This window comes from Methylophilus sp. 'Pure River' (assembly GCF_046765995.1).
Classification (GTDB): domain Bacteria; phylum Pseudomonadota; class Gammaproteobacteria; order Burkholderiales; family Methylophilaceae; genus Methylophilus.
In genome coordinates, this window is sequence record NZ_JBKOUE010000002.1 from 78,175 (window position 1) to 100,996 (window position 22,822).

Genomic DNA, 22,822 nt, shown 5'->3' on the forward strand with positions numbered 1-22,822 from the left:
CTTACCTTTTTTCCATGGGCTTCAGAGGTTTACCAGTCTGCTGTGAGCCACGCTGCGTTTCTAGCCAGTCGCCGCCAAATGCCTTATACAAGGCGATCCACTGTAATACTCGGTTCTTTTGCTGCGTAATCACATTGAGTTCAGCGTTGATTTTCTGACGACGCGCATCTTCCAGCGACAGCAGATCCAGACCGCCGGATTTCCAGTTAATTTCAGCCGCTTTAAAATATTGCTGGTATTGCTGCGCACTGGCCTGCTCAGATTGTGCACGGCGCGTGGCGCTGTCCAGGTTAACCAGTGCCTGCTCGACTTCTTTGACGGCAGTTCGCACGTCTTGTTTGTAAGTCGCGAGCAAGCTGTCAAAGTTAGCCCGCGCCTCGGCGAGATCTGCACGTAAGGTGCCACCATCAAAAATAGGCAACTTGAGCGATGGGCCATAAGACCAGGAATCTGTACGCGTCACCATGCCGTTAAAATTGGTACGGCGGTAGCCAATCGAACCGGTTAACGTCAAGCTAGGGTACATTTGTGCTTTAGAGACACCAATATTGGCACTGGCTTCGGCCAAGTTGCGTTCATCTACCGCCAGGTCCGGGCGACGGGTCAGCAAGTTTGCAGGCAGCGCACTGACATCAAACATCGCTGGTTCCGGCATGCCTTTGCCTTTGGCCAAATCATCGCGTAACGCAGGTTCGGGCAGATTAGTCAGCTCAACCAATGCCTTGATTAAACCATCACATTCCGCCTGCTGGCCATCCAGCGTCGACTCACTGGCACGCGTTGCTGCCTCTGCCAGCGCCAGGTCAGATGGGGCAGAGAAACCAGCCTTGGCTGAAATGCCTGTCAAACGGGCCGTCTCGGCACGCGAATCGTAAGCCTGCTGCAATGCCTGCACCGAGGCCTGGCAGGCACGATAATTCACATAGTTATTGGCCACTTCTGCCGCCAGCGTCAGGCGCGCGTCATGCCAGGCAATCTTTTTCGACTCAAGCTGGGCTTTGGCCGCCTGCTTGGCCGCTTTCACCTTGCCAAACAGGTCGACTTCCCAGCTGGCATCCAGGGACACAGAGTCAATTTCTATGGTGCTGGATGGAAAAGCCGCATTACCACCGCCGCCTTTGCTCTTGGTGACACTGCCGGTGCTGGTTAAATCAGGAATGCCTTGCGCACGCGCCGACAATACATTGGCACGCGCCACACGGATATTAGCCAATGCGATTTCCAGCGAAGGGCTTTCTTTTTGCGACTCAGCCAACAGCTGGTCGAGCACCGGATCCTTGAATTGTGCCCACCAGTCTTTTAATGCGACCACACTACCGCTATGTGGCAAAGGCGCCTGCCATTGCTCGGCAATCACAGGTTTGGGACGAATATATTCATCAATCACTGAACAGCTTGCCAGTGGCAAACACAGTAATAGCCAGGCCCAGTGTTTATGACGCTGCATGAACTGGCTCCATTCCTTCTAATCCTCGTAAAAACAAACTCACCACAAATGCCACATGCGCCTCGGCATCCCAGTCCGGCTCAAGCACCCCAAACAGTGCCTTGGTCCGTGGGGTCGCAATCAGCAACTCACAATACGACTCAGCCGCCCGCATAAAGTCTTGTGTTGGCAACACTCCCTGCGCCGCATAAAAGCGGAAAATATCGGCCAGCATCTGGTGGATACGCTGCGGGCCGACGGTTTTCATTGCACGTGACAGCTCGGGGATATGTGCCGCCTCGGCAATGCCAATACGGAAAAAAGACAGCATGCGTGGCTCCATCACGCGATTGAGCGCGAAGCGGCCAATATCGGTCAGCACCTGCTGCAATGACTTGTTGTGCAAATCTTCTACCTTAAACATGGCAGACACATCCTGCTCCACCATGTGCCGCATGGCTGCAATCAGCAACTCATATTTATTGCTAAAGCGCTCATAAATGGTCCGCGTAGACACGCCGCACACAGAGGCAATATGCGCCACACTGGTTTGCGCCACGCCCTCAGTCATAAACAGCTCCAGCGCCTGCTCCAGCAACAATACATGGCGCTCTTGCTCAGTCCCTGACTTGGGGCGGCCGACTTTGGTTTTCACTTGTATAGGTTCCAGCATAAAATAAAAATAAAACGTTTCATTTTTATTTTACCTGCCACTTTGTCAAACTAGCAAGCGATTTGTTGTAACCCGGCAGATACATGCACGCTACGCGCCATGTTCGCGCACAGGTTTGCTATACTCGCAGCACTTTTAATTCAAACTGCACTGCACAGGCATGGCCCTTAAATCCACCATTTATAAGATAGACGTCAATATTGCCGACATGGATCGACATTATTACCAGCAACACCACCTTACACTGGCCAAACACCCGTCAGAGACAGATGAGCGCCTGATGGTGCGCCTGCTGGCCTTTGCGCTATATGCCGATGAGTCGCTGCTGTTTGGCAAGGGCTTGAGTGAGGACGACGAACCCGACCTTTGGCAAAAAGACCTGACCGGTGCGATTGAGCGCTGGATTTGTGTAGGCCTGCCAGATGAACGCGACATCCGCAAAGCCTGTGGCCGCTCGGCGCAGGTAGTACAAGTGCTTTATGGCGGCAGGACGGCGGACATGTGGTGGGAGCAGAACCATAAAGGGGTACTCAAGCTCGATAATGTCACGGTGATTAACCTGCCCGAGACTGAGCAATTAGCTGCCGCCGCTGCACGCGGGCTCAGCATCAGTTTCACCATTCAGGATAGGCAAATCCTGGTCAGTTATGAGGGCGGTAGTTTTGAAATCAGCCCGGTATGGTTAAAAGAAGCCAGCTAAACAAAAAGCCAGCATTGCTGGCTTTTTTCATATGAGGTCAGTTTAAGGAAAGAGCCGGTGTTCTGCTGGCCAGACACCACTATACATAGCCTCCGGGTGATGTCGCATCAGCCGTTGACGCACCTCACTCAACCTGCGCAAGGGCACAGACACAATCATCAAGATATTGCCCTGCTCAATTTGGGCAGAATATGATTTGATCCGGTAACTGGGCGCGGCTGTCGCCACCGTCGCTGCCCATGCTGCACATGAAAGCGCACCCAACACCATGCAATACGGGATCACCATGAGCGTGACCTCACCAAACCACCAGGGCACCAAATAAGCCAGCATGCCGCCGAACAAGCCGAACACGGCCCCAAACACAAAGCCCGCCAGTGCGCTGTAAATCACATCAGACTTTTCTACCGCGTTGGCTTTTGGCAAGTTACCCAGTGCCTGCTCATTTTTTGCATGAAAGTGAATGTGATCTTCATCAATGCGTTCCAGCAGCAACTCATTCATCATGGCTTGCGCACTTCTAATATTGGGTAAAACAAAATAGAGCCTGCGTCTCATGTCGTTCTCCTATCAATATTGCCAGTTTTCGCTTGTTTTACTTTGATAGTTTTTAAGCGCAAAGATTCACTTTTTAACAACTGTAGTGCTGGGCGGCCTTGCCACCAATAACGCAAGATTTATCTGTCATCCAGCTTACCGACCCAGACACTGCGCAACTTGGCCAGTTTATAGCGCAAACCAGCGCCTTCGTTGGAAAGTGCATCCAGAAACAATGACAGCCGCCTGGATTTAATGACCGTGTAAAACGTGAGCAAGCTGACCGGGATAAACACGACTGAGAAATACGCCAGTTTCTCCAGCGTGCTGGCTTGCGTGAGGTCAATCAGGTTCATACCCAGCAAGCCTGTTGTCATGGTGCCGATCAGGCCTAAAATGGTCACCACTGTGAGGCGGACAACCGTATCCGCTTGGCGCTTGATTTCTTCGCCTTCCAAATACTCGGCCATGTCCATAATACGGCGACGGGTTTTTTCAAACAGGCTGACGGAATCCAGTTGTTTCAGCATCAGTGAAAACAGGTCTTTGGCCACGGCCTGGTCAGACACATTTTCAAACCAGTAGCGATGGGTAAAGCGTAAAAACACGGCGGTAGCATTGCGGATACGGTTACGGAAATTTTTAACCGAGTCTTCGCTTTGGATATCCAGGCGACTGATGGCTTGCACCATGCGGTCTGACAGCATCAGCAAAGCCGCTTTCTGGAAATGTGCAATTAAAAACAACAGGAAATACTGGTTCTGGTAATGACGCTTGATGCCTGTGCGCTCATTGGTAAACACGCGATGCTGGTGGCTGCCAACGACGACAAAATTCTGCCCGGTACACATGATGCGGGTGGTGCTCCAGGGGTCTTGACGGGCTTCGTCCCAATAGCGGTCATAGCAGTTATTTTTTTCAAACTCCTGCAAGAAGTGTTCGGTAAACGGCAGGGTTTCCGAATGCCAGGGCTGGCAGACCAGGCCTAGCCGGATCAGGTCGCCACGACTCAGCTGGCTCACATCATCAAACGACAAATAAGCCATCAGCGGCATGCGCTGGTATTCAATTTCACGGTAGCGTAACTCGCCCTGCTGGCCGGAGTAATGCGGCACCAGCGGATGCAACAACGCCAACCAGTGCAACGACACGCAAGGCACATGGTTTTCTTTCACATAAGCCAGGTAGCGCGCCTTGTCTTCATAATCCGAGCGCGCAATTACTTGTCCTTGCTGATCCAGCCACTCAATCAATTGTGCGCAGTGCCCACCCTCGCCAGTATCATCCCAGTAATTAGGATAGGTGCGGCCCAGGCGGTACATTACCTCCATGGCCGACTTGAGTGGCAGGTCTTTGCCCGTCACTTCAAACGCCAGCATGGCCACATCAATATCAAAAAAGAAGTACAACTCGACATGGGAGACGCGCAAGATGAGCGGCTCCGCCTCGCCATGCAGCGTGATGCGCACCTGGCTAATATCACTGCGGGTAAAAATATGAATGGGCGATTCACCATAGCCGCCAGACTCGCGGCCATGCTTGCCTTCGCCATATAAAAAACGCTGGGCAAACGGTAAAAAGGTGACGAACTCCTGATACCTGGTTTCACTCAGATGCGGGGAATCCTGCAAAAACTCGTCTTGTATCTCGACCCAGGGCGAATCAGGCGCGGCTTTGAGTAGCTGCCAGGGACGATGCACGGCGCCCGCACTGTGATCGGTCATCAACTGTATCGGCCACAACAGTGTTTGCCGAAAATCTCGTACGATACTGCTTTGCAGGTTGTCCGCCATGATGGATGCCCTTTAGCCGCTTGAGTAGATGGTGGACTATAACGCGGGTTGCTATGACAGAATCAGAGAATAAGCGCCGAAAATACCCGCCAAATAATTTAGCCGCAATGTCGATACAAGTCCATCATGGTACGCCCCGCATTCACCAGTTCGTACACCAGCGTGCCCGCACCGGTGAATACAACCAGCAATACCGTCGCCAATATCAGCTTGCCAGTACTGAGTGCATGGCCTTTGAGATACATCGCCCATAACCGGGCTGACCAGATCAGCAGAATCAGCCCTGCCAGTAACTGCAGGCCTGCGGCCAACTTAAATAATGGCCTGTCGGTTGCCTGCATGTAAATCGCCTGCAAGGCTGTCAATTGTGTTTGCAACTGTGCGCCCAAGGCTGCGTTTGGCCGCACTTCACCACTGCTGGCATCAGTTGCGCAAAGCACGTTTTGCTCAATCAGCGGTTTGAGCGTCGCCATGCCTTTTTCCAACTGTCTCCATGCTTTTGCTGTGACCGGGTCAGCCAGGCTGATATTGGTGAGCGAAGCGGCAAACACCTGTATCACCAGCATGACGCCACAAGCCGTGCATATCAGGCCAAAAAAGCGCTGAAATCCGCTTTTGACGCCTGCCACTTTGGCCGCCAGGTAAGCCAGTGCCGACAAGCCCAACAACTCAAACAACAACCGTATGGCGGCAAATGCATGGGCAGCCATGCCTGCATCATCACTCGCCAGTTGCACCGGGTTAGTCATTTCAGGAAACACCACGGCCAGCACCAGCGCAATGGTGAAAGACAGTAATAAAAATGCGATGGACTGCTCCAGTTTGGCACGACTATCTTCAGCCTGCAGATGATCATGCACCAACTGCGCCGGTTGCGACAGCAGGTGGGTGAACTTGCCCAAATAGGCAGGCAGCTCCTTTAATACATCGTCCAACAATGCCATGGCGCACCCCTTTTACACAGACAGACATACCTTAACACTGTTGTGACGACGGCGGCTACTTCTGGCAGTGTTTGCAAGCAGCGTCGAGCAGCAGGCTGTCTGTTGCACGCCACACATAATAAAAAAGCCAGCATCGCTGCTGGCTTTTAAGCGTTCATCAGATTGCTTACACCTTCTGATAAACTTCACTCCCTTTTTTCACGAATTCAATCGCTTTTTCCTGCATGCCTTTTTGCAGGGCGGCTTGTTCATCAACCCCCAGCTTATCCGCATAATCACGTACGTCTTGTGTGATCTTCATCGAGCAGAAATGCGGGCCGCACATGGAGCAGAAATGCGCTTGTTTAGCGCCCTCTTGTGGCAAGGTTTCGTCGTGGAATTCCTTGGCTTTTTCCGGGTCCAGGCCGAGGTTGAACTGGTCTTCCCAGCGGAATTCGAAACGGGCTTTAGACAAGGCATTATCACGGATCTGCGCACCAGGGTGACCTTTGGCCAAGTCAGCGGCATGCGCTGCGATCTTGTAAGTGATGATGCCTACACGTACGTCTTCTTTATCAGGCAAGCCTAAGTGTTCTTTCGGGGTAACGTAACACAGCATGGCACAGCCGTACCAGCCGATCATGGCGGCGCCGATGCCGGAAGTGATATGGTCATAGCCAGGTGCAATGTCCGTAGTCAATGGGCCCAGGGTGTAGAACGGGGCTTCACCACAGTGCTCCAGTTGCAGGTCCATGTTCTCTTTAATGAGGTGCATAGGCACGTGACCTGGGCCTTCGATCATGCACTGTACGTCGTGCTTCCAGGCGATTTGGGTCAGTTCACCCAGTGTTTTCAGTTCAGCAAACTGTGCTTCGTCGTTAGCATCGTAGATAGAACCAGGACGCAAGCCATCACCCAGCGAGAAGGACACGTCATACTGCTTCATGATTTCGCAGATTTCTTCGAAATGCGTGTAGAGGAAGGACTCTTTGTGATGTGCCAGACACCATTTCGCCATGATGGAGCCGCCGCGCGACACGATACCAGTCATACGTTTTGCGGTCATCGGGATATACGCTAAACGCACACCGGCGTGGATGGTGAAGTAGTCCACACCTTGCTCTGCTTGCTCAATCAATGTATCGCGGAAAATTTCCCAGGTAAGGTCCTCAGCCTTGCCGTTTACTTTTTCCAGCGCCTGGTAAATAGGCACGGTACCGATAGGCACAGGTGAGTTACGGATAATCCACTCACGTGTTTCGTGGATGTTTTTGCCGGTGGATAAATCCATCACAGTATCGCCGCCCCAACGCGTGCCCCACACCATTTTCTCAACTTCTTCGCTAATGGAAGAGCCCAGCGCAGAGTTACCGATGTTGGCGTTAATCTTGACCAGGAAATTACGGCCAATAATCATCGGCTCGATTTCAGGGTGATTGATGTTGGCCGGGATAATGGCGCGGCCACGTGCCACTTCGTCACGTACGAATTCTGGCGTAATCACGGCTGGAATGCTGGCGCCATAATTCTGGCCAGGATGCTGTGTTTGCAGCAATTCGCTCATGTTTTCACGGCGCTGGTTTTCGCGGATAGCGATAAACTCCATCTCAGGCGTGATGATGCCTTTGCGTGCGTAGTGCATCTGGCTGACATTCTGGCCAGCCTTTGCCCGCAACGGTTTGCGATGCAGGTTAAAACGCATTTCAGCCAGTTGCGGGTCGACCAGGCGTTGGTGACCGAACTCTGAGGTCGGGCCATCCAGTTGCTCCACATCGCCACGCTCCATGATCCATGACGCACGCAGTGCTGGCAAACCATTACGGATATCAATCTCGACCGTCGGGTCAGTGTAAGGGCCTGAAGTGTCGTAGACCACGACGGGTGGATTGGTGTCGCCGCCAAAACTGGACGGTGTATCACTCAATGAAATTTCACGGAATGGCACCTGAATATCAGGGCGGGAACCTTCAACGTAGATTTTGCGCGATTTGGCAAATGGTTTGGTAGCAGCTTCGTCAACTTTGGCATCAGCGTTGACGAACTTGATATTTTTATCAATAGCGTTCATTGGCATCCTTAAAAGAAAAAGACGTAAGGATGCATGTGAAGGTTTGCATTCCCTACGGTGGTATTAACCACATCAGGTTCGAAGGGTAACTCTCACTGCAAAACCTGGAATAAATCAAGGATGTACAGACCCCTAGCAACGGACGGATTGTGCGTGAAAACGCTTGATAACGCAAGCAAAACAAAGTTTTGCAACTGCCTGCCATTGACAAATAGACAGACCTGTCTACAATCACAGCACCCGACTACAAAAACATACGGGATTTATTTCAATCAGGAACTCAGGAGAGATCATAATGGAAGCTTTACTCATAGGGGCCGTGGCCTGTACTACCGCTTTAATTTTGTCAGCATGGTTGATGACATTCGCGCGCTGGTTTCCCATCAAAGGCATAGATGGCGATTTTCTGGTCGATTACAAAACCATGATACGCGCCCACGTAGACTACGCCTTGATGGCCTTGTTTAACCTGGGTTTTTTTGGGGCGGCCAAAGCGGCAGGCGTTGAATTACATTATTTTGCCTGTGTCTGCGTGGCGATTGGTGGCTTTACCAACCCGACCGTATTTGTGATTGCGGCGTTTGACCCGGATTTCTGGAGCAAAACCAAGTGGAAAGTATTCTCTGCGATCAGCTTTGTCATCACCACGGTTGGCTTTATGACGATTTGCTACCAGCTGATTTGTCATGCCTTGTGTGCACAATAAGGCCTGTCACATCCCACCCTGAAACCCTGCTTCGGCAGGGTTTTTCAATCAGGCTGATCGCAATATCAATCAAAACGAGCAGTAATTTAAAAAACTAAGCACCGAACCTGCAAGTATTCCGCCATTCACTGCAAACCTGTACCCGCTAGACTATACGTGGGAAGTAGTCAAACAGGGACTCACAAGGCAAATCAAGCATGGATTGGTACGGTATTTTCTTTTTCAGGGCAGGCACTCCGACAGCACTGCTCTATGGCAGCTATGATGATTGGCTGGTGGTCCTGTCTGCGCTGGTCGCCATTGGCTCCTCTATACTCGCCCTGCAATTGACGCGCCTGTCACAGAAGCAGACGTCAGTCGTTTCACGCCGGTTTTCGATCATTGCCAGCTCAGTATCATTAGGTGCCGGCATCTGGGCCATGCACTTTATCGGCATGTTGGCCTATCAAATCTGCACGCCGGTTTCTTACTATCCGGATGCCACCCTTGTCTCCATGATGCCCGGCATCCTGGCGTCACACTATGCACTAAGCTTGATGTCTGAAAACCAGATTGATTACCGCAAGCTGATCAAAGGCGGATTTGCCGTCGGCGCAGGCATTGGTGCCATGCATTACATCGGCATGCTCGCCATGCGTATGGAGCCCGTGCTCAAGTTTGACCTGGTATGGGTATTGGTTTCAGTGGTGGTCGCCGTGGCCTTATCCACACTGTCACTATGGACAGGCATCTTTTTAAACCAGAAAGGCAAAATCCCGCCCAAAGTGAGCATCATCCTGGGCGGTATGCTTATGGGCAGCGCCATCACCGCCATGCACTATACCGGCATGGCCTCTGCGCGCTTTCTGGGCGAAGCCAAACCGGGCTTCAACCCGGATGACAATCAATCCATCACCATGGCGCTGGGCATTACGCTGGTCACTATCCTCATCGGCATTATCGCCACAGCGATCAACGCTCTGATACGTTACCGGCAAATGCTGGCCACCATCCAGGCCAGTGAAACCCGCTTATCGACCATTCTGGATACGGCGGTAGATGGTATCGTCACCATCAATACCACCGGTGAAATGATTGCCTGCAATGATGCAGTCGAAAAATTGTTTGGCTGGAAAAAAGCGGAAATGAAGGGCAAAAACATTTCGCTATTAATGCCAGAGCCTGACAGCTCCAACCACCTCTATTACCTGAAAAATTACCAGGCAACAGGCGATGCAAAAATCATCGGTGAAGGTCGTGACCTCGATGCCATGCGCAAAGATGGCTCAACCTTTCCGATTCGGCTGGCGATTGGTGAAGTCAAGCTTGCCAATGAAACCTTATATGTGGGCTTCATCACCGACCTCAGCCACCGCAAAGCGATTGAAGAGGCGGTGCGCGAAAAAGACCAGCAGATTCGGTCCATGATGAACAACATTCCCGGCGTGACTTTCCGCGTCAGCCTGGCGGGCGACTGGAGCATACAACTGATCAGCGATGCCGTGCTACAGATGACAGGCTGGCCTGCCCAGGACTTTCTCAGCGGGCAATTACGCTTTTCGCCCTTGATGCATCATGACGATATCGCACGTGTGCGCCCGATTGCAGCAAAAGCCATTGCCAAGCTTGAAAGCTTTGAAGTGGAGTTCAGGATCACGGATCGCAACGGTAATGAAAAATGGGTATCAGCATTCGCTTCACCGCTGCTGAATAAAGACGGCATGCCATATGCCATGGATGGCGTCTTGCTGGACATCACCGAGTCCAAGCAGAAAAACGCCGAATTTGAAGGCATCGTCAACGCGATCAATTACTCCACCAGCGTGGCCGAATTTACCATTGATGGCTTTGTCATTACAGCCAACCAGAACTTTCTTGGCCTGCTGGGCTACCAGGCGGAAGACATCGAAGGCCGCCATCATTCTATTTTCTGCCCGCCCGGCTTTGCCCAGACGGATACCTACCAGAAGAAATGGTCGTCCTTGCGCCGGGGTGAGTTCGTGCATGGCGAGTTTTTGCGTTACGGCAAAGCAGGTAAGCAAATCTGGATCAATGCCTCTTACAGCCCGGTGCGTGATGTAGACGGCAAGGTCGTTAAAGTGTTGATGTTTATGATGGACATCAGCGAGCGCAAGCAAATGGAACAAGAAATGCGGCAGGCAAAAGAAACCGCCGAGCAAGCAGCCAACGCCAAAAGTACATTTCTTGCCAATATGAGCCATGAGATTCGCACACCGATGAACTCTATTATCGGCTTTAGCGAATTGTTGTTGGATACCCCCATGCAACCGGAACAGCGCAACTATTTATCAACCATCAGCCAGTCAGCCAAGTCTTTGCTGCACTTGCTCAATGACATCCTGGATAGCGCCAAGCTGGAAAAAGGCATGTTGGAACTGGAAATGCTGGATTTCTCCATGCGCGAAATGGTCGATAGCCTGATTTCCTCACTCTGGTTGCAGGCACGTAAAAAGCAGCTGGACCTGAAGCTGAACTTAGCCCCCGAAACAGCTGGCTACTATATCGGCGCCGAACACCGCATTCGCCAGGTGCTGACCAACCTGCTGGGCAATGCCATCAAATTCACCGAGACCGGCCATGTTGAACTCAATGTGCACCTGACACCGCAAGGTGAAGTGCAGTTTGACATCATTGATACCGGCATTGGTATTGATGAAGACCGGCTGGATGTGATTTTTGAACCATTTACCCAAGCGGACGCTTCGATGAGCCGACGCTTTGGCGGCACAGGCCTGGGCACCACGATTAGCAAACAGTTGGTAGAGTTAATGGGAGGCCGCATTACCGCCAGCAGCAAAATTGGTCACGGCAGTTGCTTCTCAGTGATTTTGCCACTCACAGAAGGCAACGCACCGGAAAATACAGTGCAAAACAATGTTTCGGTATTCAGCTTACCGGCACTGAAAATCCTGGCCGCAGATGATATTGAACAAAACCGCAGGTTGCTCAACATTGTGCTCGAAAAACAAGGTCACCAACTCACCCTGGCCAGCAATGGCCAAGAGGTAGTCGATGCCTGGCAAGCACAATCCTACGACGTGATTTTGATGGATGTACAAATGCCTGTCATGGATGGCCTCAGCGCCAGCCTGCATATCCGCGCATTAGAGCAGCAATCCGGTAGGGCCAGAACACCGATTATTGCATTAACCGCTAGCGTGCTTGAGCAAGATCGGCTGGCCGCTGCAGAAGCCGGCATGGATGGCTTTGCGTCCAAACCCATTGAGCTGCCATTATTACTGGCAGAAATTCAGCGCGTGTTGCAGCTGGAAGCGGTCGTAATCAGCACCGACACTAGCCCATCCATACCTGCAACGACCCATTTTGACCTGAAAAAAGGCATCCAGTTATGGGGAGACCAGCAAACCTACCTGCATGAGGTAAATGTTTACGTACAAGAATCCCGCAAACATATCACCACACTCAAACAGGCGATCGCTGCACAAGATCACGCTACGGTGAAACAAATTGCCCATGCCAACAAAGGCGTGAGTGCCAATCTGGCGCTATTGAATATCCAGGACAGTTACCACGCCCTGGAACAAACCGGCGATGATCAATGGCATACCTGCTCAGCACTGGTGGCACAGTTGCAAATTGACGTGCAATCGCTACATGCATCCATCACGCCTTTGCTATCGCAGCAAGCAGTGATTCCAGCCATAGACGAGACTCAATTGCCAACCGTACAATTGCTCGATTGGCTGCAAGCGCTACGTACGCTGGTTGTCATGAACGAGCTGGATGATGCACTCGTCAGTAAACTTGTCCAACATGCCCCGGCTGCCTGGCGCAATGCATTGAACACCATTGCACAACTATTGAATGACTTTGACTTTGAGCAAGCGACCGTGCATATTGACCAGCTACTGGAAATCGAGAGCCAGGAGGCCTCCTCATGATGGATAACACCGCGCAACAAGCAAAAATCTTGGTTGTTGACGATGAGCCACTCAACCTTAAAGTATTGAAACAGGTGCTGCAGGACAATTACCGTTTAAGTTTTGCCAAAAACGGCATGGACGCATTGGAGTTGGTCAAAAAAGAAAGACCCGGCCTGATTTTACTGGATGTGATGATGCCAGGTATGACTGGTTTTGAGGTTTGCCGACAGTTAAAGAGCGACCCCGAAACAAACACCATCCCGGTGATTTTTGTCACCGCATTGGCGGATGAAGCGGATGAATCTGAAGGTTTTGCTGCTGGCGGTGTGGATTACATCAATAAACCGATTTCCCCGGCTCTGGTGCGTGCGCGCGTCAAAACGCATTTATCGCTGGTACATATCGACGAACTGAAACGCACCCATCTCGAACTGATCCAGCGTTTAGGCCGCGCTGCCGAGTTCAAGGATAATGAAACCGGCATGCACGTCATGCGCATGAGCCATGTGTCAGGCAGGCTTGCCTTGCAACTGGGCATGGATCCCTATTTTTCAGAACAACTGATTCATGCTGCACCTATGCATGACATCGGCAAAATCGGCATCCCTGACCATGTATTGCTAAAACCGGGTAAATTGAATGATGAAGAGCTGGCATTAATGCGCAAACACCCGAAAATGGGCGCTAAAATCCTGGATAACTCAACATCACCATTGATCAAGCTGGCACACTCCGTGGCGCTCTACCACCATGAAAAATGGGATGGCAGCGGCTATCCCTTTGGCTTAAAAGGAGAAGCGATTCCGATTGAGGCGCGCATCGTCGCCGTCGCTGACGTGTTTGATGCCCTGCTGAACAAACGCCCTTACAAAGAGGCTTGGCCAGTAGAAGCGGCCGTAGCAGAAATCGAAAGCAATCGCGGCAAGCACTTTGACCCGGCAATTGTGGACGCCATGCTGCAATGCCTACCGGACCTGCTGGCGATTAACAACAACTGGCTTGAGGAAGATTAGGTGACTGGCGGGAATGCTGTCATCAGGACAGCATCCCGGTTTAACCCAATTTGGCTTTAAGTAGCTCGTTGACTTGTGCCGGATTAGCCTTGCCTTTGGAAGCTTTCATGCATTGACCCACCAGCGCATTAAAGGCTTTCTCTTTACCGGCTTTGTATTCATCGACCATGGCCTGGTTAGCTGCCAGCACTTCATTGATAATCGCTTCAATGGCGCCAGTATCAGACACCTGCTTGAGGCCTTTGGCTTCAATGATGGCATCAACTTCACCCTCACCGGCCCACAAGCCCTCAAATACCTGCTTGGCCGCATTGTTAGAAATCGTGTTATCGGCAATACGCTTGAGCAATGCTGCCAATTGCGCGGCAGACACCGGGCTATCTACAATGGATTTTTCTTCGGCGTTGAGCTTGGCTGACAACGCGCCCATCACCCAGTTTGCCGCTTGCTTGGGCTCTGCACCTGCGGCCACGGTCGCCACAAAATAATCGGCCTGACTGCGAGAAGCAGTCAATGTACTGGCATCATAGCTCGACAGTTGGTATTCACTCACCAAACGTGCCTGCAAGGCTTGCGGCAACTCAGGCATTAGCGCTTTTACACGTGCTTTGTCAGCCTCAGTGACTTCCAATGGCAGCAAGTCAGGGTCAGGGAAGTAGCGATAATCGTTGGCTTCTTCCTTGCTGCGCATGGCGCGGGTTTCGCCCGTATCCGGATTAAACAGCACGGTGGCCTGCTGGATAGTGCCGCCATCTTCCAATGTTTCAATTTGCCACTGGGTTTCATACTCAATCGCCTGTTGCATAAACTTGAACGAGTTGAGGTTTTTGATTTCACGGCGCGTGCCTAATTTATCAGACCCTTTGGGGCGTACTGACACGTTGACATCACAACGGAAAGAGCCTTCCTGCATATTGCCGTCACAGATCCCTATCCATTGCACCAGCTCGTGCAGTTTTTTGGCATAAGCCACCGCTTCGGCCGCGCTACGCATATCTGGCTCGGTGACGATTTCCAGCAACGGCGTCCCGGCGCGGTTCAAGTCAATCCCAGACATACCTTCAACGGCGCCGTGTACAGATTTACCTGCATCTTCTTCCAGATGCGCACGCGTGATATTGATGACTTTTTCGTAGGCTTCGGTATTTTTAGTCGCAGGCACCTGGATGGTGATTTTGCCTTTACCAACGACCGGCAACTCAAACTGGCTAATCTGGTAGCCCTTTGGCAAATCAGGATAAAAGTAATTCTTGCGCGAAAACACGCTACGTGGGGCCATTTCAGCCTCAATCGCCAGGCCAAACTTGATGGCGCATTCAACGGCCTCTTTGTTGAGTACTGGCAACACACCTGGCAAAGCGATGCTCACTTCACAGGCCTGCGTATTTGGCTCAGCCCCATAGGTGGTCGAAGCACCGCTAAACTGCTTGGATTTGGTTTGTAACTGAGTGTGGGTTTCCAACCCGATGACGACTTCCCACTGCATTTAAATTCCCTCCGGCATACGTGTGTGCCAGTCTGTCACTTGCTGATAAGCGTGGCCGATCTCCAGCATGCGCGCTTCATCAAAATAATTACCAATGATCTGCAAGCCTACCGGCAAAGCCTTGCCTTCACCGCTTTGCGCAAAACCAGCCGGGATACTCATGCCTGGCAGACCGGCCAGGTTGACGGCAATGGTGTACAGGTCTTCCAGGTACATGGCGACCGGGTCACTGGTCTTCTCCCCGGCTTTAAAGGCTGTCGAAGGGGCAGCCGGGCCCATGATGACATCACAGTGCTTGAAGGCTTCGACAAAGTCCTGCGCAATCAGGCGGCGGATTTGCTGCGCCTTGAGATAGTAGGCATCGTAATAACCCGCGCTCAGCACATAGGTACCGATCAGGATGCGGCGTTTAACCTCCGCACCAAAGCCTTCGGCGCGCGACTTCATGTACATTTCCATGAGATCGTTGTACTCGGCAGCACGATGACCGTAACGCACACCGTCGTAACGTGACAGGTTGCTCGAGGCTTCTGCAGGGGCCAGTACGTAATACACCGGGATAGACAGGTTATTGTTAGGCAAGCTGACTTCCACAATCTCAGCGCCCAGTTTTTTGTATTCGGCAATGGCCGTTTCGATCACTTTGGCCACATCAGCACTCAGGCCTTCAGCAAAGTATTCTTTAGGCAAGCCGATACGCAAGCCTTTGAGCGGCTGCTCGCCAGCCATGGCCGCCAGGCCACGCGTGTAGTCTTCTTTTTCACGGTGGACGCTGGTGGAGTCACGCTCATCAAAACCGGCCATGACGTTGAGCATTAAGGCACAGTCTTCGGCAGATTTAGCCATCGGGCCAGCCTGGTCCAGAGAAGAGGCAAACGCGATCATGCCGTAACGTGAGACCAGGCCATAAGTCGGCTTGAGGCCAGTGAATCCACACAACGACGCGGGTTGGCGGATAGACCCCCCAGTATCAGTGCCGGTCGCAGCGGCACATAAACGTGCGGCAACGGCTGCGGCAGAACCACCCGAGCTACCACCTGGCACACGGTCAAAATCCCACGGGTTTTTCACGCCACCAAAATAGCTGGTTTCGTTGGAGGAGCCCATGGCGAACTCGTCCATATTGGTTTTACCCAGGTTCACCGCACCCGCAGCATCAAACTGGCTGATGACATGCGCGTCATAGGGGGAGATAAAGGTCTCCAGCATTTTTGAGCTACAGGTTGTGCGCCAGCCTTTGGCACAGAAAATATCTTTTTGTGCCAGCGGGATACCGGTCAGCGGACCGAAATCACCCGTTGCAATGCGTGCATCAGCGGCTTTTGCCTGCGCCAGCGTTTTGTCTTCGTCTATGGTGACGTAGGCATTAATGGCCGGGTTAAGCTGCGCCATGCGCTGCAAATAGGCTTGCGTCAGCTCGACACTGGATACTTGTTTGCTGGCCAACTGCTGGCCCAGCTGCTTGAGACTACTGTTAATCATAATGAGAACCGTAAAATCGCGTAGAAAGGCCGCTGTTATTCAATGACTTTGGGCACCAGGTAGAGGCCATCCTGTGTTGCCGGGGCAATAGACTGGAACAGCTCGCGCTGGTTGGTTTGGGTGACCACGTCTTCACGCAGGCGCTGCGTCACGTCTTGCGAATGTGACATAGGCGCAATGCCCGTGGTGTCGACGGCCTGCATTTGCTCGATCAAACCGAGGATGCCGGAAAGTTTGTTCAGGGTTTCCTGCGCTTCGCTGTCGCTGACCTCAATGCGGGCCAGATGCGCGATACGCTTGATATCATCTAGATTCAGTGCCATGTCTGGTTAATTGTCTGTAAGATTTTGAAAGCACATCTTAATTTCATGTGCGTTTTGCGCTATTATACCTTGATTTTATGCCGCACTTAGCGAGCAGTTCTAAAGTCGGAAACTTCACAGGATAAAACATGTTCGGTTCACTCAACAGCTACTTCTCCAATGATCTTGCCATTGACCTTGGCACCGCCAACACCCTGATCTACGTGCGTGGTAAAGGCGTCGTACTGGATGAACCGTCGGTGGTGGCGATTCGTACCGAAGGCGGCCCCAATGGCAAAAAAGTGTTGTTAGCCGTTGGTTCAGATGCGAAAAGCATGCTGGGCCGTGCGCCTGCCAACATTCAGGCCATCCGCCCGATGAAAGATGGTGTGATTGCCGACTTCACCATCACCGAGCAAATGCTCAAGTTTTTTATCCGCAAAGTACACGAATCCCGCTGGTTTTCTCCTAGTCCGCGCATCATTATCTGTGTGCCGGTTGGCTCCACCCAAGTTGAGCGCCGCGCGATTAAAGAGTCCGCCGAGCGTGCAGGTGCCAAACAGGTGTTCCTGATTGAAGAACCGATGGCCGCGGCGATTGGTGCTGACATGCCAGTGGCTGAAGCGACGGGCTCCATGGTGGTGGATATCGGCGGTGGTACAACTGAAGTCGGCGTGATTTCACTGGGCGGCATCGTGTACGCCAAGTCTGAGCGTGTAGGTGGCGACAAGTTTGACCAGGCGATTATTGACTACATTCGCCGCAACTACGGCATGCAAATTTCCGAGCCAACCGCTGAAGCCATCAAGAAAAGAATCGGCTCTGCCTTCCCGGGTTCTGAAGTCCTCGAAATGGAAGTCACTGGCCGCAACCTGGCAGAAGGCTTGCCACGTAAATTCACCATTTCCAGCAACGAAATCCTCGAAGCCCTGACTGAGCCACTGAACTCTATCGTCGGTGCGGTGAAATCTGCCCTAGAGCAAACCCCTCCAGAACTGGGTGCTGACATTGCCGAAAAAGGCATGGTACTGACCGGCGGTGGCGCCCTGCTGCGCGATCTGGACCGCCTGCTGGTAGAAGAAACTGGCCTGCCAGTCATCGTTGCAGAAGACCCACTGACTTGCGTTGCCCGCGGCTGTGGCCGTGCGCTGGAAGAAATGGATAAGCTGGGCAACGTTTTTGCTAGCGAATAATTCGGGGCAACGTTGGCGCGCACCCGATCATGCTAAAAGGCATACACCAACAGCTTGACCCTCAGGAATCCCCGGCTTTTTTTATCCAGGGACCCAAGCCTTTCTCACGCCTGATGTTTTTTTGCACGCTGTCACTGGTAATGATGGCCGTGGATGCGCGCTTTGATTACCTGAGCCAGGTTCGCCAATGGTTCAGCACCGCCCTGCACCCGCTGGAGGTGCTGGCCAGCGCCCCTAATGAGTGGGGACGCAACATTAACACCTACTTCACCTCACACAACCAGCTCATTCAGGACAACTTCAAGCTCAAACAACAAGCCTTGATAGACCATGCCGCCTTACAGCGACTGGCAACCGTGGATGCCGAAAACGTACACTTACGCACGCTGCTCGCGGGTGATTTGCCCATTATCCCGCAAGCCACACTAGGCGAAGTGTTGCACATGGGGCGCGACCCGTTCAGCAACATCATCACGCTTAACCGTGGCAGCCGCCATGACATCACCCCCGGACAAGCCGTGGTGGATGAACAAGGCGTGGTGGGGCAGATTACGCGCGTCTATCCATTCACCAGCGAAGTAACACTGATTACCGATAAAAAACTGTCGATTCCCATTCAGATTGAGCGCAACCAGTTACGTGCGATTGCCTTCGGCGAGGGCAAGCGCAACACGCTGGATATTCCATACCTGCCAACCAGTGTGGACATCAAGGTCGGCGACAAACTAGTCACCTCCGGCATCGATGGCGTGTATCCGGCAGGATTGGCGGTGGCCGTCGTCACCCAGATCAAGCAAAGCCAGGACTCGCCGTTTGCCAAAATCATCAGCCGTCCGATTGCAGGCGTCAACAACCATAAACACGTACTCATCCTCAAGATGCCGGATACGCCCGCCATGAACCAGGCCAGCGAAAACCGCCCCGTGCTGCCGCGCAACAATGCGCAGCACCTGGACCAGTCAGTGGTGGAAGTACTGCAAAAAAACAACGCCGCCGTTGATCCGCATCCGGCCACAGAAACACCCGTTTTAGATGCGACCCCTGCCAGCCCCGACAGTGGCGCAGCAGCAACACCTGATAACACGCCTGCCACACCGGAGCACCCATGAAGCCGGTTAAATTCAGCACATTCCTGTTTACCATGCTGGTCGGGCTTACCTTCCAGCTTTACCCCTGGTCCAATACCGGCATTATTATCCGCCCAGACTTTTTGCTGGTGATTATGATTTACTGGCTGTTGCAAGCGCCCTACCATTGCAACATTGGCTGGGTCTGGTTTGCCGGGCTATTGGTCGATTTATCGACGGGCAGCCTGCTCGGACAGCATGCACTGACCTTTGCAGTGACCGCTTTTCTGGGCCTGATTTACCAGCGCAGGCTGGTACTGTTTAACCGCTGGCAACTTTATTTATATGTCATCTTTCTGTTTGGTGCGCAACGCGCGCTGATTTTGCTGCTGAAACTGTTTGCTGGCGGCGAATTGCCGGACTGGACTTACGGCTTGCCCGTGATTTCCGACCTCATATTGTGGCAATGCATGATTATCTGGTTTGGCGAACTGACCCGCCCGAAGAAGTTATAAGCAATGGGGTATAGTACCGAACTCAAAAACCACCAAAACGAACAGCACAAGTTCCGGGTTCGTCTGGTGTTCCTGATCCTCATGGTCCTCAGCGCATTCTCTGCGCTGCTTGGCCGTTTTTACTACCTGCAAGTCTTCCGCTATGACTACTACCAGACCCTGGCGGAGAATAACCGTATTTCGATTGTCCCGATCACGCCCAACCGCGGCCTGATCTCAGACCGTAACGGCATCATTCTGGCGCATAACTTTTTTGTCTATACGCTGGAAATCACACCCTCCAAAACAGATGATTTGCAGGACACGATTGCCGAACTAGGTAAGCTGGTCGAAATTTCTGCTACCGATTTAAAACGCTTTAAAAAACTGCGCGCGCAAAGTCACACCTTTGAGAGCATTCCCATCCGCACCCACCTCAATGAGTACGAAGCGGCCAAGTTTGCCGTCAATCGCTTCCGCTTCCCGGGTGTTGAGCTCAAATCACGACTTTTTAGACATTACCCTTATGGCACCCTGGGTACGCATGGGATTGGCTATATCAGCCGCATCAATGAAAATGACCTCAAGCAACTCAAAGAGAGCAACCAGCTTTCTAACTACAAAGGCACCGAACATATCGGCAAAGCCGGAGTAGAACAGGCCTATGAAGCAGACCTGCATGGCATTACCGGCTTCCAGCAGGTGGAGATTGATGCCGATGGCCGCGCTGTGCGTGTGCTTTCAAGCGCGTCTCCCACCTCTGGCAACAATATTGTGCTGTCCATGGACGCCAAGCTGCAGGAAATCGTCGAGCATGAGTTCGCCGGTCGCCGGGGCGCACTAGTGGCCATACAACCTAAGACCGGTGAGGTCTTGGCCATGGTCAGCATGCCGTCATTTGATGCCAACCTATTTGTGGATGGAATTGATTACGACAACTGGAACAACCTGAACAACTCACCTGACAAACCGCTGATTAACCGCTCACTCAAAGGGATTTATCCACCAGGCTCTACCTTCAAGCCGTTTGTGGCATTAGCCGGGCTGGAGTCCGGCAAGCGTCAGCCGCCCTTCACTATCAGCGACCCGGGCTATTTCATGCTGCCCAACAGCCGCCACCGCTACCGCGACTGGAAGCCTTCCGGCCATGGTGCCGTTGATATGCGCAGAGCCATTACCGTGTCTTGTGACACGTTTTTTTATGGCCTGGCCGTTGAGCTGGGGATTGAGCGGCTGACGGACTTTGTACGCCACTTTGGGTTTGGCGAGAAAACCAATATTGATATCCAGGGCGAGCTGTCCGGCTTGCTGCCCACCCCGGCCTGGAAGCAAAAGCGCTACAAGCAACCATGGTATATGGGCGAAACCGTCATCGTCGGCATTGGCCAGGGCTATACCCTGGTCACACCTATGCAGCTGGCCTACGCCACAGCCACCTTGGCGAATAGTGGTAAAGCCATCCGTCCGCACCTAGTCAACGCCATCGTGGATGCCAAAACGAATCAGGTCAAAATGCTGCCACACACCGTTGCCGACCAGCTCCCGCTCAATACTCAGAATCTGGATATCGTCAAATTGGGCATGATGGACGTGACCCGTCCTGGCGGCACGGCTGCAGCCGTCGGTGCCAATGCAGGCTATGACATTGCTGCCAAAACCGGGACTGCGCAGGTGGTTGGTATCAAGCAGAATGAGAAATACAACGAAAAACTGATCGCCGAACGTCATCGCGATCATGCCTGGTTTATTGCCTATGCTCCGGCAGAAGACCCGAAAATTGCCATCGCCGTCATTGTCGAGAATGGCAGCCACGGTGGCTCGACAGCGGGCCCCATTGCACGCAAGGCCATGGATTATTATTTGCTAGGCAAAGTGCCGGTAGACCCTAACGCAGCCCCCGTGCCTGAAACCACGGTCACCAATGCGCCTGAAGTAGAGGAGGAGCCTCATGATTAGACAATGGATAGGCCACTTTATCCGGCATATCGACTCCATTTTGCTGGCCACCGTGCTCATGGTGCTGGTGGTCGCACTGATGGTGCTCTACAGCGCGTCCGGGCAGTCTATGCTCAAAGTCAATGCACAGCTCGTCAATATCGTGGTCATGATGGGCGTCATGTTACTGGTGGCCAATACACAACCACAGCATATAGAGCGTATTGCCTTACCGGCCTACCTGCTAGGCCTGTCCTTGCTGATTGCTGTCGCCCTGGTGGGAGATATCAGCCATGGCGCCAGACGCTGGCTCAACCTCGGCGTGACCAAAATCCAGCCATCCGAACTGATGAAACTGGCCGTGCCTATCATGCTGTCCTGGTATTTCTCCAAGCGTGAGAGCATGCTGCGTACCGCAGACTATGTGGTTGCAGGGGTCATTTTGCTGGTTCCAGTCTTGCTGATCGCCAAACAACCCGACCTGGGCACCGCCACACTGGTGTTTGCTGCCGGTTTTTATGTCATCTTTTTGGCCGGACTCAGCTGGAAGTTTATTTTTGGCAGCGCCATTGCATTTGGCGCCGCATTGCCGATTTTGTGGTCCATGCTGCACGACTACCAGCGCCGCCGGGTAGAGATTCTGATCGACCCGAGCCAGGACCCGCTGGGCGCCGGTTACCATATTATCCAGGCCACCATTGCCATTGGTTCTGGCGGCAGTACCGGCAAAGGCTGGCTCAATGGCACACAGTCGCAACTCGACTTTGTGCCCGAGAGAACGACCGACTTTGTGTTTGCCGTCTTTGCTGAAGAGTTTGGCCTGGTCGGCTGCAGCCTGTTATTACTGCTATTTACCATTATTATTGGCCGCGCCTTCATTATCGCGTCACAAGCCAAGAGTACCTTTTCACGCTTGCTGGCAGGCAGCATTGCGGCGACTTTCTTTACCTATTGTTTCGTGAACATGGGCATGGTAAGCGGCATTTTGCCCGTAGTCGGGATTCCATTACCGCTGGTCAGCTATGGTGGCACGTCACTGTTAACCCTAGGCCTGAGCCTGGGCTTGTTAATGAGTGTGCAATCACACAAACGCCTGGTCGCCACAGATTAGGTGCGTCAATACCGATTAAGGAACTGGAT

The 22,822-nt window shown here is 52.5% G+C and carries 18 protein-coding genes and 1 riboswitch; of the genes, 9 read left to right on the top strand and 9 right to left on the bottom strand.

Annotated features, from left to right (window positions below; translation table 11 throughout):
* Position 1: 1 nt before the first annotated feature.
* Positions 2-1,447: an efflux transporter outer membrane subunit gene (locus ACIDE9_RS02685; RefSeq protein ID WP_411992487.1), complete on the bottom strand. Its 1,446-nt coding sequence runs from the start codon at positions 1,445-1,447 to the stop codon at positions 2-4.
* Entirely contained in the window at positions 1,434-2,081 is a 648-nt protein-coding gene (locus ACIDE9_RS02690; RefSeq protein ID WP_411992489.1) for a TetR/AcrR family transcriptional regulator, read from the bottom strand. Before ACIDE9_RS02690 ends, ACIDE9_RS02685 begins: the two co-directional genes overlap by 14 nt.
* Positions 2,082-2,259: 178 nt before the next feature.
* Here ACIDE9_RS02690 and ACIDE9_RS02695 point away from each other — a divergent pair, with 178 nt between their 5' ends.
* Positions 2,260-2,799 (top strand): YaeQ family protein, encoded by a 540-nt coding sequence (locus ACIDE9_RS02695; RefSeq protein ID WP_411992491.1) that lies wholly within the window; start codon positions 2,260-2,262, stop codon positions 2,797-2,799.
* 42 nt (positions 2,800-2,841) lie between these two features.
* Here ACIDE9_RS02695 and ACIDE9_RS02700 read toward each other — a convergent pair whose 3' ends face one another.
* The 4 genes from ACIDE9_RS02700 to thiC all read right to left on the bottom strand — a co-directional run bounded on the left by ACIDE9_RS02700 (position 2,842) and on the right by thiC (position 8,120).
* Positions 2,842-3,357: a hypothetical protein gene (locus ACIDE9_RS02700; protein ID WP_411992493.1), complete on the bottom strand. Its 516-nt coding sequence runs from the start codon at positions 3,355-3,357 to the stop codon at positions 2,842-2,844.
* Between the two features lie 119 nt (positions 3,358-3,476).
* Positions 3,477-5,129, bottom strand: a complete 1,653-nt coding sequence (locus tag ACIDE9_RS02705; RefSeq protein WP_411992494.1) for a hypothetical protein — start codon at positions 5,127-5,129, stop codon at positions 3,477-3,479.
* A 98-nt stretch (positions 5,130-5,227) separates the two neighbouring features.
* On the bottom strand, positions 5,228-6,073 hold the full coding sequence (locus tag ACIDE9_RS02710) for a hypothetical protein (RefSeq protein ID WP_411992496.1): 846 nt from the start codon (positions 6,071-6,073) through the stop codon (positions 5,228-5,230).
* Positions 6,074-6,239: 166 nt separating this feature from the next.
* Positions 6,240-8,120, bottom strand: a complete 1,881-nt coding sequence (thiC, locus tag ACIDE9_RS02715) for a phosphomethylpyrimidine synthase ThiC (RefSeq protein WP_411992497.1) — start codon at positions 8,118-8,120, stop codon at positions 6,240-6,242.
* A 31-nt stretch (positions 8,121-8,151) separates the two neighbouring features.
* Positions 8,152-8,264: riboswitch (TPP riboswitch) on the bottom strand.
* Between the two features lie 151 nt (positions 8,265-8,415).
* Here thiC and ACIDE9_RS02720 point away from each other — a divergent pair.
* The 3 genes from ACIDE9_RS02720 (at position 8,416) to ACIDE9_RS02730 (ending at position 13,723) form a co-directional block, all read left to right on the top strand.
* Positions 8,416-8,826 (top strand): hypothetical protein, encoded by a 411-nt coding sequence (locus ACIDE9_RS02720; RefSeq protein WP_194752563.1) that lies wholly within the window; start codon positions 8,416-8,418, stop codon positions 8,824-8,826.
* 197 nt (positions 8,827-9,023) lie between these two features.
* Positions 9,024-12,728, top strand: coding sequence for a PAS domain S-box protein (locus ACIDE9_RS02725; RefSeq protein WP_411992499.1), 3,705 nt, complete (start codon positions 9,024-9,026; stop codon positions 12,726-12,728).
* Positions 12,725-13,723 carry an HD domain-containing phosphohydrolase gene (locus ACIDE9_RS02730; RefSeq protein ID WP_411992501.1) on the top strand — a complete coding sequence of 333 codons (999 nt, stop codon included), beginning with the start codon at positions 12,725-12,727 and terminating at the stop codon, positions 13,721-13,723. Before ACIDE9_RS02725 ends, ACIDE9_RS02730 begins: the two co-directional genes overlap by 4 nt.
* 40 nt (positions 13,724-13,763) lie before the next feature.
* Here the strand turns inward: ACIDE9_RS02730 and gatB are convergent, their stop codons facing one another.
* The 3 genes from gatB to gatC are packed head-to-tail and all read right to left on the bottom strand — an operon-like array spanning position 13,764 to position 17,014.
* Positions 13,764-15,209, bottom strand: coding sequence for an Asp-tRNA(Asn)/Glu-tRNA(Gln) amidotransferase subunit GatB (gene gatB, locus ACIDE9_RS02735; RefSeq protein WP_194742469.1), 1,446 nt, complete (start codon positions 15,207-15,209; stop codon positions 13,764-13,766).
* Entirely contained in the window at positions 15,210-16,691 is a 1,482-nt protein-coding gene (gene gatA, locus ACIDE9_RS02740) for an Asp-tRNA(Asn)/Glu-tRNA(Gln) amidotransferase subunit GatA (RefSeq protein WP_411992504.1), read from the bottom strand.
* A 35-nt stretch (positions 16,692-16,726) separates the two neighbouring features.
* Complete coding sequence (gene gatC / locus ACIDE9_RS02745) at positions 16,727-17,014, bottom strand: Asp-tRNA(Asn)/Glu-tRNA(Gln) amidotransferase subunit GatC (RefSeq protein WP_411992505.1); 288 nt, start codon at positions 17,012-17,014, stop codon at positions 16,727-16,729.
* A gap of 128 nt (positions 17,015-17,142) precedes the next feature.
* Here gatC and ACIDE9_RS02750 point away from each other — a divergent pair, with 128 nt between their 5' ends.
* The 5 genes from ACIDE9_RS02750 to rodA are packed head-to-tail and all read left to right on the top strand — an operon-like array spanning position 17,143 to position 22,793.
* The gene (locus ACIDE9_RS02750; RefSeq protein WP_018985380.1) at positions 17,143-18,186 is read left to right on the top strand and encodes a rod shape-determining protein; all 1,044 of its coding nucleotides are present in this window, start codon (positions 17,143-17,145) and stop codon (positions 18,184-18,186) included.
* A 29-nt stretch (positions 18,187-18,215) separates the two neighbouring features.
* On the top strand, positions 18,216-19,295 hold the full coding sequence (gene mreC, locus ACIDE9_RS02755) for a rod shape-determining protein MreC (protein WP_411992508.1): 1,080 nt from the start codon (positions 18,216-18,218) through the stop codon (positions 19,293-19,295).
* Positions 19,292-19,768 (top strand): rod shape-determining protein MreD, encoded by a 477-nt coding sequence (mreD, locus tag ACIDE9_RS02760; RefSeq protein WP_194742474.1) that lies wholly within the window; start codon positions 19,292-19,294, stop codon positions 19,766-19,768. The genes mreC and mreD overlap by 4 nt, the downstream gene beginning before the upstream one ends.
* 3 nt (positions 19,769-19,771) lie before the next feature.
* Complete coding sequence (mrdA, locus tag ACIDE9_RS02765) at positions 19,772-21,703, top strand: penicillin-binding protein 2 (protein WP_194752570.1); 1,932 nt, start codon at positions 19,772-19,774, stop codon at positions 21,701-21,703.
* The gene (gene rodA, locus ACIDE9_RS02770) at positions 21,696-22,793 is read left to right on the top strand and encodes a rod shape-determining protein RodA (RefSeq protein ID WP_194742476.1); all 1,098 of its coding nucleotides are present in this window, start codon (positions 21,696-21,698) and stop codon (positions 22,791-22,793) included. Before mrdA ends, rodA begins: the two co-directional genes overlap by 8 nt.
* The last annotated feature ends 29 nt before the right edge of the window (positions 22,794-22,822 follow it).